Origin of the sequence: Lactobacillus amylolyticus DSM 11664 (assembly GCF_000178475.1) — a bacterium.
Taxonomy (GTDB): domain Bacteria; phylum Bacillota; class Bacilli; order Lactobacillales; family Lactobacillaceae; genus Lactobacillus; species Lactobacillus amylolyticus.
The window spans coordinates 39,952-52,808 of sequence record NZ_ADNY01000004.1 but is presented as its reverse complement, the minus strand read 5'-3'; the positions used below and the strand labels follow the sequence as shown (position 1 = coordinate 52,808).

The following is a 12,857-nucleotide window of genomic DNA, read 5'->3' as shown; positions in this document are numbered from 1 at the left end:
CTTGCCGGCGCATATCTTGATTAGGTTCCACTGCATAAACGTGATAGCCTTGATCCAGTAACTGTTCAGTAAAAATTCCAGTGCCTGAACCAATATCCGCAATAGTTGTAGCGGATGTTAAGGCCAACTTTTCTTTTAAATAAGAAAATAACTCTGGAGCATATTTTGGCCGGGCCTTAGCATAGATTTGACCTTTACCGGTGAATTTTTCAGTATTATTCATTATTTTCCTCGAAATATTAATTTATCCATTTTTTCTATTCATATCACAGAAAAACTCCCAGTTCAAATTGAACCGGGAGCTTTAATATTATGCAACTTTTCGTTTTACTTCAATGAAGCAAGCATCTTGAATGCAGTCTCAGTGTCGTGAGCCTGGATTTGGTAAACATTGCTGCCATCTTGCCATGCAATCACGGTATTCAATGAACCAACACTGTCACCAACAGTCACATGCAAACTACCCTTATTAGAGGTCTTTGGCAAACCGTATTGCTTGTACAAAGCCAATACTTTCTTACCACGATCGGTTGGGTCCTCCTTCAATTGACTGCTTGCTTGGATTACGAATGAGTAATTATCGCTGTTCCATTGCAAGTATCTTTGACCAGCAGCACCTTGAATAGTAGCAGTCGTGCTTGAATCCAGCTTCTTAGTTGGCAAACCAGATTGTGCTGGAATGTAATTGATTAAGTCAGAAGCTTCAGAGCTTGAAGCGTTAGTAACTTCAGTCAATACTGCATATGGCTTCTCATTCTTTACGCTAGCTGCATTAAAATCAACTGCAGAATTACCAACACTGTAGTAAATAATGTTAGTATTGCCAGATTTGTTGTAGCGAACGTTCAACTTGCTTGAGCCTTGACCCAAACCATCATTGGTTGGCAATGCCATATTTGGAAATACCTTGCGCAAATCAGAAGTTAACTTGCTAATACGGCTTTCCTTTGGTGATTGAGATGATGGCTTGCTTGATTGTGAAGTGCTTGATGAACTTGAAGACGTTGATAAACTACTTTGACTAGAAGTTTTCTTTTCTACTTTTGAACTCGTAGCTTTAGAGCTTGAAGAACTACTTTGGTTGCTTTTGTTGCTAGAACATGCAGACAAAGACAAAGCTACTAAAATAGCAGCTGCTGTAATACCAAACTTGTTTTTCATAAAATTTTATCTCCTATTAACATAAATTCTCTTTTATTACTTACTCCTATTGTATCAAATGTTGCACCCGGTTTCTTTTAAAAAGCACTTACGAAGATTACCATTGCTTTAATTTTTTTACTAGTTGCCGCTCACCAAATCAACTACATCCCTGGCAATCATCAATTCTTCATTGGTTGGCACGATCAACGCCTTTACCTTGGAACCAGGCTTTGAAATGAATTTTTCTCCATCTGTCCGGTTGGCTTTGAAGTCTGGATCCAAGCCCAAATATCTCAATGAGCTCATAATGCCGGCTCTAATTCCAGGATCATGTTCACCAATTCCAGCTGTGAAAATAATGCCATCTACCCCATTCATTTCGGCAGCATATGCACCAACGTAGCGCACCACGCGATTAATAAAAATGCGCCGCGCAAGTTTTGCCCGTTTTTCTTTGCTTTCAATTAAATCACGCATGTCAGAGGAAACATAAGAAATGCCCAGCACGCCTGAATCATGATTTAGCATTTCAATTACTTCATCGATGGACATATCCGTTTTATGCATTAAAAACTGTAAGGCAGAAGGATCAACGTCACCGCTTCTGGTTCCCATCGTAACGCCGGCAACAGGGCTAAAGCCCATAGAGGTATCAAAGGAGCGACCGTTTTTGACTGCTGTTACTGAAGCACCAGATCCTAAATGGCAAACAATCAGCCGAGCAATGTTGATATTCTTGTGCATCATTTTGGCAGCCCGCGGAGCGACATAACGAACGGAAGTCCCGTGAGCACCATATTTTCTAATGCCAAATTCTTTGTAATATTTGTAAGGGATGGAATAGAGATAATGAATCTTATCAAGCGTTTGGTGATATGAAGTGTCAAAAACCGCTACTTGCGGCACGTTTGGAATGATCTTCTTAAATGCTCTAATGCCCTGTGCCTCAGGAATATTATGTAATGGTGCTAGCTCGCCCAACTTAAACAGCTTGTCCAATTTATCGTCGTCCATAATGACCGATTGAGAAAAGACTTCACCGCCATCTACAACGCGGTGGCCAACGCCTGCAATCTCATGCAAACTTTCAACAACATGATACTTTTTAAGAGTGTCAATCAACAAACTAACCGCAGCTTCTTGGTTAGGAATGGCCGTGTTTTTGATAAACTCTCTGCCATTAAGTTTGATTTTGAAAACAGAATTTTCCATCCCTACCCGTTCGGCCTGTCCTCGCGCTATTACTTCTTCGCTCGGGAAAGAAAATAATTTGTATTTAAAAGATGAACTGCCTGAATTTATCGCTAAAACTTTTTTCATATTCCTTACTTCCTCACTTGTGAAATAGTCTCATTTATATAATAGCGCTTACTTTGGCATGATATCTAGCTTTAAATAAAAAAACTGCTGATAAATTATCAGCAGTTCCATTCTATTTTTCTAATCGTTCATCAATTTTTGTCATAATCAATTGGACCACGCCAACCCACATCAAGGCAATGGCAACTGATCCGCAGACATCAGATGGATAATGGGCATAAACGTAAACTCTGGAGTACATAACAATTACCAACCAGACAATCATTAGAACGCTAAGCCAGAATTTAGCAGTTTTGTTTTCCATCACTTGTGGCAAAAGCACCATCATCAGCCAAATCAAGATGATTGACATTCCTAAAACGTGACCGCTTGGGAAACTGTAGCCATCGTCTTGAGCCAAGTGCTGAATCGGACGAGCCCGGCTAATTACATGCTTAATTACCCAACCCAATGCATCGGCACTGATCAGTGTAACAACAATGTTTAACGAGAGCGGACGTCTTTTTTTCAGCCACAAAATAACAGCGATCAACAGCATCCAAACCAAATCCATCTTTGGTGATGCCAAAAAAGTAATCTTCAGCATCAAGCCTTGCAAATTCGGAATTGATCTAACTACGCCCTGGAAAAAATGATCAAAAGAACTAATCCAAGCCGCGTGAGCAGCTACCGAAATTACAAAAATCAATGTGATGGGCAAGCCAACACAAATTGCATAGATATTTTTCTTCATTTGTCTCCTCATTCTACTTTTTATCAGCGTTTTAATCTTACCACAAAAAAAGTTTTACACATTCGTGTAAAGCAATTTTTATGATCTATTTTAATTAATACCAGCCATTAGCTTCCCAGAACTTCTTAGCAGCAGTCCAAGAACCGTAACGACTCTTAACATAGTTATCAGCAACCTTTTCTTGGTTTGATGCAGAATAGTTGCCGCCTAAAAGTGAGGCTGATAATTGATATTTACCGATATATTGACCATTCTTGGCTGTGTATGAACCGCCAGATTCTTTATTGGCAATCCAAGCTTTGGCACTTGCTTCAGAACCAGTTGCTAAGTACTTGAAGTCTTTACAGAAGCAGTTGAAACCTTAACCCATTGGTTGTCCCCAAGGTCGTACCACTTATTGCCTTGAGAGTCATAAGCTGTTTGAATAACTTTCCAATTAGTGTTAGCTGCCAAAACTTGACCGGTAGCAGCGGCGATAGATTTAGTTACGATAGATTTAAGTTTCAAAATAAAACTCTCCTTTATAAGTGAATTATTAAATTCTTGTCTGTCACCTCTTGACAGTCTCTATAGTACAAGGAGAGTGTTTCAGAACTATCTCATAATGATCACTCAATTATTTGTCTTGAATGTAATATTTTGTAACACCAGTAATAAAACCGGTTTTATTGTTAATTTTATAAAAAGCCTTCAAGTTTTCTTCAAACTTTTTAGATCAAATTCATCTTATCCAAATACTCTGCGTTTTCAACCGTGTTCCAAGCGGCACCCTTAAGCAAGTTGTCGGCTACAACCCACATGTTGAAGGCACCTGGATTTTCATAATCCGGACGAATTCGGCCGACAAAAGTATCGCGTGAACCTTCGGCGTTTACTGGTTGTGGGTAAATTTGATGCTTAATGTCATCTTGCAAAACATCGCCTGGGAATTTTGCAATTACATCCATAATATCTTGAGCTGTTGCATCCTTATCTTCAACAGTGAAGTAAACACTTTCACCATGGGCAATGGGTACTGGTACCCGCACGCAAGTGGCCGTTACCTTAATCTTGTCTGAGTTCATGTCATCCAGCATGATCTTCTTGGTTTCGTGGATCATCTTCCATTCTTCATGAGAATAGCCGCTGTCTTCCAAGACATCAATTTGTGGAAGCAAGTTAAAGGCTAATGGATAATGCTTCTTATCGCCTTTTGTTGGCAAAATCTTGGCATCTTCTTGCATGTCTTTGCCATCCAAGTAGTCTTGTGCTTCCTTTTTAAGTTCTTCGATTGCAGCTTGACCAGCACCAGAAGCAGCTTGATAAGTTGAAACGATGATTTGCTTTAAGCCAAACTTTCTTCTTACTGGTTCAAGGGCCATAACCATTTGAATAGTTGAACAGTTAGGGTTGGCAATAATGCCATGGTGCTTTTTCAAAGCTTCAGGATTAACCTCTGGCACAACCAAAGGCACATCTGGTTCCATTCTGAAAGCACTAGTGTTGTCAACACAAACTGCGCCGCGCTTTACAGCTTCTGGCAAGAACTTTTTAGAAACTGAGCCGCCAGCTGATGACAAAACCAAGTCGATGCTATCAAAAGAATCGGGTGCGGTTTCTTCAACTGTTAAGTCTTGACCCTTGAATTTCAAAACAGTTCCGGCTGAACGATATGAAGCAAGCAGCTTCAAGCTTTTTACAGGGATGGTTGATTGCTCCAATTGTTGAATCATTCTGCGGCCAACAGCACCGGTAGCACCTAAAATTGCAACGTTATATTCCTTAGTCATTTTTAATTGCCCTTTTTTTGTAAATAATCCTTAATTCTTGATAAAGCAGTATGTAAATTCTCATCTGAAGAAGCATAAGATAGACGAACGTAGCCTTCACCGCCTGGTCCAAAGGCTGAACCTGGGGTAATGCCGACTTTTTCTTTATTTGCCAAATCAAGCGCAAATTTCATGTCGTCCTTGCCGAATTTTTCAGGAATTTTAGCAAAAACATAGAAGGCACCTTGTGGCTTAACGGTCTCCATGCCCATGTCATTCAATGCTTTAACAACAAAATCACGCCGCTTTTGGTAAACTTTGCGGTATCCTTTAGGATCATCCAAACCATTGGTCAATGCTTCCAGAGCTGCTGCTTGTGAAGAATCAGTGGTTGTCGTTACCATCAAGCCATGAACCTTGCCGATTTGAGCCATAATTTCTGCAGGTCCGGCAATATAACCCAAACGATAACCGGTCATAGCGTGAGACTTGGATACACCAGAAATATAAATTGCACGTTCAGGGATTTCGCTTGCAATTGAATAATGCTTAACGCCATAGGTCAAAGTTGAGTAAATTTCATCCGTAATGACATATAAATTATGCTTGCGAATTACTTTTGCCAAAGCCTTAATATTTTCTTCTGAGTATTCAACTCCAGTTGGGTTGGTTGGATAATTCAAAATTACGGCCTTAGCCTTAGGATTTTCTTCAATGACCTTTTCTAAGTGTTCAGGCGTTAATACGAAGCCATCCTTAGCAGTATTTACCAAGACAAAGTTGGCATCTGCCAAGGTAGCAACTGGCCAGTATAGTGAAAAGACCGGCGTTGGGATAATAACTTGGTCGCCAGGATTGCTGATGGCAAACAAGGCTGCATTGATTGCTTCAGTTGCACCAACAGTAACAACAACTTCTGTTTCAGGATCATATTTGACGTGAATCGTCTTGTCCAAAAAGTTGCTGATGGCTTTTCTTAAAGCCAACTTACCCTTTTGCGGCGCATAGTGTGAATCGTTGTTTTGAATGCTGCGAATTGCTGCTTGCTTGACGTGTTCAGGCGTGTTCATATCAGGTTCACCCAAAGTCAATTTAATAATGCCTGGAATTTTTGAAACCTGATTGTCAAAAATTCTGATACCGGAAGGTTTTACCTTTTCAACCTTGTCGCTATAACCTAGTCCATCTGCTAAATGTGGCATATTTGCCTCCTATAAAATATTTTCTAATCCAATAACCAAATGATCCAACTGATCAACTTTTTCAAGTGCTACCTTAACACCGCTCATGAAAGATTGACGATCAAATGAATCTTGCCGAATCGTTAGTGCTTCGCCATTTCCGCCAAACAAAACTTGCTCGTGAGCAATGTAGCCTGGCAAACGAACGGAGTGAATCCTGATTCCTCGATAGTCACCGCCACGCACGCCGTTTAAGCTTTCGATTTCATCCGGAGCAGTTTCGTGTTCTGGTCTGTTTTTAGCAATCAACTTAGCCGTACTCAAAGCCGTGCCTGAAGGAGCATCCTTTTTATCTGCGTGGTGCATTTCGATAATTTCTGCATCAGGGAAATATTTGGCTGCTTCTTGAGCAAATTTCATCAATAAGACGGCTGACATTCCAAAGTTAGGAGCAATCAAACCAGCCTGCTTTTTTTCTTTAGAAATAGCAACCAACTCTTCTTGTTGAGCATCGGTTAAGCCAGTTGTGCCGATTACTGGGGCGATGCCATGCGTTAAAGCAAACTTGGTGTTGTCATAAACTGAACTAGGCGTGGTGAAATCAACCCAGATATCCGCAATGCCAGCTGGAATATCGGATAATTTTTCAAAGATTTGCGCATCAGCTGGCAAATGATATTTTTCAGGATCGTGTTCCGCAATCGGAGACAAACCGGCCACGATTTCAAAATCAGGCAATGAGTTGACCAAAGCAACTGTCTTTTGTCCCATTGCACCAGTAAAACCTGCAATTAAAACTTTTTTAGTCATTGTTTACTTCCTCTCCCAAATCCAAAGACAATTGACCAGATAAGGCATCATCCTTTAATCCTAACTTTTGTGCTAATTGAACCTTTTCATCATCATTTAAGGCCAAAAGTGGCAAACGGCAGCCACCTGTCTTAAAGCCCTGTGCGTTGAGGACTGCTTTAACTGGTGATGGAGATGGGAACATGAACATTGCTGCCATTTTTGGCGTCAACCAGCGTTGAAGTTTTGCTGCTTCAACATAATTGCCGCTGTATAAATAGTCGTACATTTGCCGCATTTGCTTGCAGTATACATGAGAAGCAACTGAAACAACGCCGTTTGCGCCTAACAATCTTGCTGACAATGCTTGGCTATCTTCTCCACTGAAGACCATGAAATCAGGATCCTTGTGATCAATGATGTATTCCATTTCTTCAAGAGAAGCACATTGTTTGATGCCCTTAATGTTTTCTTCGTGTGACAAAAGGACAATGGTTTCTTTTTCCATCTTGACTCCAGTTCGACCTGGAATGTTGTAGATCAAAATTGGCATATGAACCGTTTGCGCAACAGTCTTGAAGTGAGCAATCATGCTTCTTTGGTTAGGCTTGTTATAAGGCGGAACCACAACCAAGGCATAATCGATACCCTTGATTTGCGCAACTTCATTAGTGAAGGAAGTCGTTTCAGCAGTATTGTTGCTGCCTGTGCCAGCGATAATCGGAACACGGCCATGGACGATTTCAGCGAACTTTTGATACAATTCAATTTTTTCATCATGAGAAAGAGTTGGTGTTTCACCAGTCGTACCACCAATGACAAAGCCGTTGCATCCTTGTGCAATCAAGTGATTGGTCAATTTTTCCAAACAATCGAAATTGATTTTTTGTTGTTCATCAAAAGGTGTTACAAGTGCCGTTATTAAATCTGCATCAATTAAAGAAGTCATTTAATTCTCCATTCTATAAATCAGAAAACCCTTAATCGCATCAACTCCACGTTGAATGCTCTTTTCATCAGGGGTCAGCGTTGCCGAATGCAGCTGTGAATCATCATTGACGCCGAGCCAGAACATAACGCCTGGGAACTTGGCCAGCAAGTAGCCAAAGTCTTCACCGGTCATTGCCGGCTCAGTTTCGATAAAGTTAACATCGGGCTGCTTTTTCATATACTTGATAAAGCTGCGAGTTAAATCTGGATTATTTTCGACTGGCCAATAGCCGCCTTGATTCAAATTCAGCTTTACGTCCATATTAAAACTGCGTGCCACGCCATCGCAAACATCTTGCAAACGATGATCAATGTTCAAGATCATTTTTTGAGTCAGGCCACGAATCGTTCCTTCAATGCGGGCATGACCGGCGATCACGTTTCTGATCGTGCCAGCATCGACCTTTCCCAGCGTTATAACGCCGCTTTGAATCGGGTCAATGCTGCGAGAAATGATCGTTTGGATCTGCATGATCAGACTCGCCATCGCTACGACCGTATCGTTTGCGTTTTGTGGAAAAGCAGCGTGACCGCTTTTACCGATCAAATCAATATTGACTTCAGTAGTTCCCGCGAACAGCGTTCCCATGCGGCAGCCAATCGCACCAGCTAGCAAAGCCGGATTGTCATGCAAGCCATAGAATTCATCAGGTTTCCATTTATCTTCAAAGATTCCCTTTTCATACGCTTGCTTGCCGCCTGATTCACTCTCTTCAGCTGGCTGGAAGAAGAAAAGCAGATTGTCTTGGGGTTGATTTTCACTAAAATAATTCAGCAAGCCCAAAGCAACAGTCATATGAACATCATGGCCGCAGGCATGCATCACGCCAGGATGTTTTGAAGAAAAAGGCAAACCAGTCTTTTCTTCTACTGGCAGCGCATCAATATCCGTGCGGTAGCCGATCGTTCGCCGCGGCTTTTTTCCTTTTACCAAAACCAAAATTGCAGTTGGCGATTGCTCTGGTACTCTGATCTCTAAATAATACTGCTTAAAGCTTTCAATCACCTGCAGTAAATAATCATGCGTTTGCACTTCATGCAGTGCCAATTCCGGGATTTGATGCAAGTGTCTTCTAATTTTAATTAAGTCTTGCTCTGTTAAAAGCGTCATCGTTACAGCTTTCTTAAATTGTCTTCCAAACCTGTCTTGCTCTTGGTCTTTTGGTCAACGTTCTTAATGAACTTGGCTGGAACGCCAGCGACCATCGTGTGTGGCGCAACGTCATGCGTTACGATCGCACCAGCCGCAACAACTGCGCCTTCACCAACATGAACGCCTTCAATCACGACGGCGTTTGCTCCGATTAAAACGTTGTCATCGATTCTTACTGGCTGAGCTGAAGCAGGTTCAATCACGCCTGCCAAAACCGTGCCGGCACCAATATGACAATGTTTGCCAACGATTGCACGGCCACCAAGAACAGCGCCCATATCGATCATCGAATCGTCCCCGATCTCAGCACCAATATTGATAATTGCGCCCATCATGATAACGGCGTTATTGCCGATCGTCACTTGGTCACGAATAATTGCACCTGGTTCAATCCGCGCATTGATTTTCTTAAGATCAAGCAAAGGAACGGCTGAGTTGCGTGCATCATTTTCAATATGATAGGAAGAAATCTTTTCTTGATTCTTTTTCAAGAATGGTTCAACTTCGTCCCAATCACCGAAGATAACGCCTGAATGAGCTTCATTGTAATTTTCAATAGATTCAGGGAAATCAAGGTCAGCTAAGTCGCCTTTAATAAAAACCTTGACTGGCGTCTTCTTTTTAGCATTGCCAATGTAATCAATAATTTCTTGCGCTGTTAATTTCTTCATTTCTTGTTCTCCTTAATCTTCTTGGTAGCTTTGATCTAAGCGAACTAAATCTTCTAGACTTTCTCGTTTGACTACTACTTGCGCATGACCATTTTCCGCAAAAACAACGGCGGGACGTGGATTGCGGTTGTAGTTTGAAGCCATTGAATAGCCGTAGGCACCAGTGTCGAGCATTGCCAGAATGTCGCCTGGTTTAGTTTTTGGCAAAAAGGCATCTGCACTTAACAGATCACCGGATTCACAATACTTGCCGGCGATGCGAACGTGCTCTTCTTCCCTTGCTTTAAGATTATTTGCCAAAACCGTTTCATATTCGGCCTGATAAAGAGCGGGACGAATGTTGTCGCCCATTCCGCCATCGACCGTTACATAAGGCTTCAAGCCGGGAACGTCTTTGCGTGAACCGACTTGGTAAAGGTTATAACCAGCGGGACCAACGATTGAACGACCTGGTTCAATGTCGATCTCGGGCAACGGATAATCGTTTTTCGCAGCTTCTTGCTTGATTGTTTCAACGATCGCCTTAACGAATGCCTCCGGCTTTAATGGATGGTCAGAAGAAACATATTTAATACCGAAGCCACCGCCGACATTAATTATTTTTGCAGTGTAGCCGTACTTCTCACGCCAGCTGCTGGCTACTTGCATCAGTTTTTGAGCAGCCATTTCAAAGCCGTTCAATTCAAAGATCTGTGAACCGATGTGAGCGTGAATTCCAACCATATCCATTCGTGGTTCGGCCAGCACTTCTTGAAGTGCCTTGGCTGCCTGACCGCTATTAAGATCAAAACCAAACTTGCTGTCAATTTGACCGGTTTGATCATATTCATGCGTATGTGCTGAAATACCAGGCGTTAAGCGAAGCATCACTTTAATGTGACTGTCGTTTTCTTGCAGAACCTCTTTTAGCAATTTAATTTCATAAAAATTGTCAATAATGATCTTGCCAACATGATTTTTAACTGCCATTTCCAGCTCAGCCCGTGATTTATTGTTGCCGTGAAAACTAACCCGTTCCATTGGAAAGCTGGCCTTCAAAGCGGTGTAAAGTTCGCCCGCCGAAACAACATCAGTATAGGCACCTTCTTCTGCGGCCACTTGATACATGGCAATTGTGGCGAAAGCCTTGCTTGCATAAGAAACCGCATATGAAGTTTTCTCTTCTTCAAAAACCTGCTTGAATTTGCGAATCTGTTGGCGAATTTGACCAACATCGTAAACTATTAACGGCGTGCCGTACTTTTTAGCTAAGGAAACACTGTCAACGCCGCCAATTAATAAATGACCTTCTGGACTAACCTGTGAACTAGCAATTTGTGAATTCATTGATCTCTCCGTTTTCTAACTAGGAGAAGCGCTAAATAAAAAATCCATTGTCTGCCTCTACAAACAATGGATTAATCATCTTTAATCTAACAGTCGATAGCGCTCCGCGAACCTCTTCGTTTCTTTTCGCGACAGTCCGCAACTTCTTTAGTTACGACCCAGCTAGTAGCTTTGGCATCAGTTACTGCTTCGGCAGCCTCCCCTTTCACAGTGATCATCGTCGTGCCTGACTTACACTCTTAATCATGTCGGTTGCGCCTCTTCGATTTGACTAAATTGTATATTTTATTAAAAACATAGTCAACACATTTATAACTGTTTTTTATTCTTTATTAATAATTAAATTCGGTTACTTTTGCTTATTCTCAAATTGATTTGCAAAAATTAAAATCAATGTTAAAATTTAATTAAATTATCTCAAGCTACAGGCGAAAGAAGTTAGAAAATGAAAGTAATCAAGTTCGGTGGTAGTTCCTTAGCTACAGGCAAGCAAGTTGAACGCGCAATTAGGATTTTTTTGGCTGACGATAATCGGCAAGCAATGGTTGTCTCGGCTCCTGGCAAAAGGTTCAGCGATGGCATCAAAGTTACTGATTTATTGATCAAATATGCAAAAACATATTTAAACAAACAAGATACTAGCGAAATTGTTGAGCAAATTTTTGCACGTTACCAAGAAATAGGCCAATATTTTGGCTTGACTAAAGAAGATCTTAACTTTGTCAAAGAAATATTAACGTCCTTGCCTGATCAGCAATATCCCAATGATGATTATCTTTTGGCCGCTTTCAAAGCACATGGCGAACGCTTAAACGCATACTTGATTGCAAAAATTCTGCAGCATCAAGGTCTAAACGCTAAGTTTTTGGATCCGACTGAGGCCGGCTTAATCGTAACTGGTGAGCCCAACGATGCTTCCGTCAGCCCTGAAACCTATTTGAATTTGGATCAGATTCGCCTTCAAGCTGATGAAAAAATCGTCTTTCCTGGCTTCTTCGGCATCACGCCATCTGGCCACATCGCTACTTTTTCACGGGGCGGTTCGGATATCACTGGTGCGATTTTAGCGCGTGGCCTGCACGCAGATCTTTACGAAAACTTCACTGATGTAGATGGTATCTTCTCAGCTAACCCAGCAATTATTGATGATCCGGAATCCATTCACCAGATGACTTACCGTGAGATGCGGGAATTGTCCTATGCCGGCTTTTCCGTTTTCCATGACGAAGCATTGATTCCAGCTATTCAGGGTGATGTTCCAATTAATGTCAAAAACACTAATGACCCAGAGAATCCGGGCACGATGATTTTGCCAGAAAAAGATTTTCACGCTGAACAAACGGTAACTGGCGTTGCCAGCAAGAAGCATTTCTCCGCTTTGTATTTGCACAAATACTTGCTTAACAAAGAGGCTGGTTTTACCTTGCGGATCTTGCAGATTTTGGACAAACATGGCATTCCATATGAGCACATGCCTTCCGGAATTGACGATATTACTATTATTTTTGACCGGAAATTCTTGAATGATCAATTAATCGACCTCATCTGCAGTGAAATTCAAGCTACAATCAATCCGGATCAGTTGGAATGGATCGATGATTATGCCATTATTATGATTGTGGGCGAAGAAATGAAAAATCAAGATGGCATCAACGCCAGAATTTTGAACGCATTGCTTCGTGAACATATTTCACCACAAATGATCAATCAAGGTGCATCACAAATTTCAATTATGATTGGCACCAAAAAAGAAGAAGCAGATACTGCAGTTAAAGCAATTTACAACGAATTTTTTAAATAGGA

At 41.4% G+C, this 12,857-nt stretch carries 12 protein-coding genes, 1 pseudogene and 1 riboswitch; of the genes and pseudogenes, 1 reads left to right on the top strand and 12 read right to left on the bottom strand.

Annotated features, from left to right (window positions below):
• From HMPREF0493_RS00530 to lysA, 12 genes and pseudogenes are all read right to left on the bottom strand, one after another.
• Nucleotides 1-223: class I SAM-dependent methyltransferase (locus HMPREF0493_RS00530; RefSeq protein WP_006351271.1), on the bottom strand; the 223-nt coding region annotated here is incomplete at its 3' end.
• A 104-nt stretch (nucleotides 224-327) separates the two neighbouring features.
• Nucleotides 328-1,161 carry a hypothetical protein gene (locus HMPREF0493_RS00525; RefSeq protein WP_006351270.1) on the bottom strand — a complete coding sequence of 278 codons (834 nt, stop codon included), beginning with the start codon at nucleotides 1,159-1,161 and terminating at the stop codon, nucleotides 328-330.
• 120 nt (nucleotides 1,162-1,281) lie between these two features.
• Nucleotides 1,282-2,463, bottom strand: coding sequence for an acetate/propionate family kinase (locus HMPREF0493_RS00520; protein WP_006351269.1), 1,182 nt, complete (start codon nucleotides 2,461-2,463; stop codon nucleotides 1,282-1,284).
• 112 nt (nucleotides 2,464-2,575) lie between these two features.
• Nucleotides 2,576-3,196 carry a phosphatase PAP2 family protein gene (locus HMPREF0493_RS00515; RefSeq protein ID WP_040456711.1) on the bottom strand — a complete coding sequence of 207 codons (621 nt, stop codon included), beginning with the start codon at nucleotides 3,194-3,196 and terminating at the stop codon, nucleotides 2,576-2,578.
• 94 nt (nucleotides 3,197-3,290) lie between these two features.
• A pseudogene (gene apf, locus HMPREF0493_RS08205) lies at nucleotides 3,291-3,664 on the bottom strand (aggregation-promoting factor); the annotation flags it as partial.
• Between the two features lie 242 nt (nucleotides 3,665-3,906).
• Entirely contained in the window at nucleotides 3,907-4,965 is a 1,059-nt protein-coding gene (locus HMPREF0493_RS00505) for an aspartate-semialdehyde dehydrogenase (RefSeq protein ID WP_006351266.1), read from the bottom strand.
• Nucleotides 4,966-4,967: 2 nt separating this feature from the next.
• The gene (locus HMPREF0493_RS00500) at nucleotides 4,968-6,146 is read right to left on the bottom strand and encodes an aminotransferase class I/II-fold pyridoxal phosphate-dependent enzyme (RefSeq protein ID WP_006351265.1); all 1,179 of its coding nucleotides are present in this window, start codon (nucleotides 6,144-6,146) and stop codon (nucleotides 4,968-4,970) included.
• Nucleotides 6,147-6,155: 9 nt separating this feature from the next.
• Entirely contained in the window at nucleotides 6,156-6,935 is a 780-nt protein-coding gene (gene dapB / locus HMPREF0493_RS00495) for a 4-hydroxy-tetrahydrodipicolinate reductase (RefSeq protein WP_006351264.1), read from the bottom strand.
• Nucleotides 6,928-7,863: a 4-hydroxy-tetrahydrodipicolinate synthase gene (gene dapA / locus HMPREF0493_RS00490; RefSeq protein WP_006351263.1), complete on the bottom strand. Its 936-nt coding sequence runs from the start codon at nucleotides 7,861-7,863 to the stop codon at nucleotides 6,928-6,930. Before dapA ends, dapB begins: the two co-directional genes overlap by 8 nt.
• A complete protein-coding gene (locus HMPREF0493_RS00485) occupies nucleotides 7,864-9,015 on the bottom strand; it encodes an N-acetyldiaminopimelate deacetylase (RefSeq protein WP_006351262.1) in 1,152 nt (383 codons plus the stop codon). It abuts the gene before it with no gap.
• A gap of 2 nt (nucleotides 9,016-9,017) precedes the next feature.
• On the bottom strand, nucleotides 9,018-9,728 hold the full coding sequence (gene dapD / locus HMPREF0493_RS00480; RefSeq protein ID WP_006351261.1) for a 2,3,4,5-tetrahydropyridine-2,6-dicarboxylate N-acetyltransferase: 711 nt from the start codon (nucleotides 9,726-9,728) through the stop codon (nucleotides 9,018-9,020).
• 12 nt (nucleotides 9,729-9,740) lie between these two features.
• Nucleotides 9,741-11,054: a diaminopimelate decarboxylase gene (gene lysA / locus HMPREF0493_RS00475; protein WP_006351260.1), complete on the bottom strand. Its 1,314-nt coding sequence runs from the start codon at nucleotides 11,052-11,054 to the stop codon at nucleotides 9,741-9,743.
• Nucleotides 11,055-11,142: 88 nt separating this feature from the next.
• Nucleotides 11,143-11,325, bottom strand: a riboswitch (Lysine riboswitch).
• A gap of 174 nt (nucleotides 11,326-11,499) precedes the next feature.
• On the opposite strand from lysA, the gene HMPREF0493_RS00470 reads away from it, so the two are divergent.
• Entirely contained in the window at nucleotides 11,500-12,855 is a 1,356-nt protein-coding gene (locus HMPREF0493_RS00470) for an aspartate kinase (RefSeq protein ID WP_006351258.1), read from the top strand.
• The last annotated feature ends 2 nt before the right edge of the window (nucleotides 12,856-12,857 follow it).

What these genes read in the sequence shown, in the direction of transcription:
- HMPREF0493_RS00525 (WP_006351270.1), bottom strand. Translation starts at nt 1,161, where the DNA reads ATGAAAAACAAGTTTGGTATTACAGCAGCTGCTATTTTAGTAGCTTTG.
- HMPREF0493_RS00520 (WP_006351269.1), bottom strand. Translation starts at nt 2,463, where the DNA reads ATGAAAAAAGTTTTAGCGATAAATTCAGGCAGTTCATCTTTTAAATAC.
- HMPREF0493_RS00515 (WP_040456711.1), bottom strand. Translation starts at nt 3,196, where the DNA reads ATGAAGAAAAATATCTATGCAATTTGTGTTGGCTTGCCCATCACATTG.
- HMPREF0493_RS00505 (WP_006351266.1), bottom strand. Translation starts at nt 4,965, where the DNA reads ATGACTAAGGAATATAACGTTGCAATTTTAGGTGCTACCGGTGCTGTT.
- HMPREF0493_RS00500 (WP_006351265.1), bottom strand. Translation starts at nt 6,146, where the DNA reads ATGCCACATTTAGCAGATGGACTAGGTTATAGCGACAAGGTTGAAAAG.
- dapB (WP_006351264.1), bottom strand. Translation starts at nt 6,935, where the DNA reads ATGACTAAAAAAGTTTTAATTGCAGGTTTTACTGGTGCAATGGGACAA.
- dapA (WP_006351263.1), bottom strand. Translation starts at nt 7,863, where the DNA reads ATGACTTCTTTAATTGATGCAGATTTAATAACGGCACTTGTAACACCT.
- HMPREF0493_RS00485 (WP_006351262.1), bottom strand. Translation starts at nt 9,015, where the DNA reads ATGACGCTTTTAACAGAGCAAGACTTAATTAAAATTAGAAGACACTTG.
- dapD (WP_006351261.1), bottom strand. Translation starts at nt 9,728, where the DNA reads ATGAAGAAATTAACAGCGCAAGAAATTATTGATTACATTGGCAATGCT.
- lysA (WP_006351260.1), bottom strand. Translation starts at nt 11,054, where the DNA reads ATGAATTCACAAATTGCTAGTTCACAGGTTAGTCCAGAAGGTCATTTA.
- HMPREF0493_RS00470 (WP_006351258.1), top strand. Translation starts at nt 11,500, where the DNA reads ATGAAAGTAATCAAGTTCGGTGGTAGTTCCTTAGCTACAGGCAAGCAA.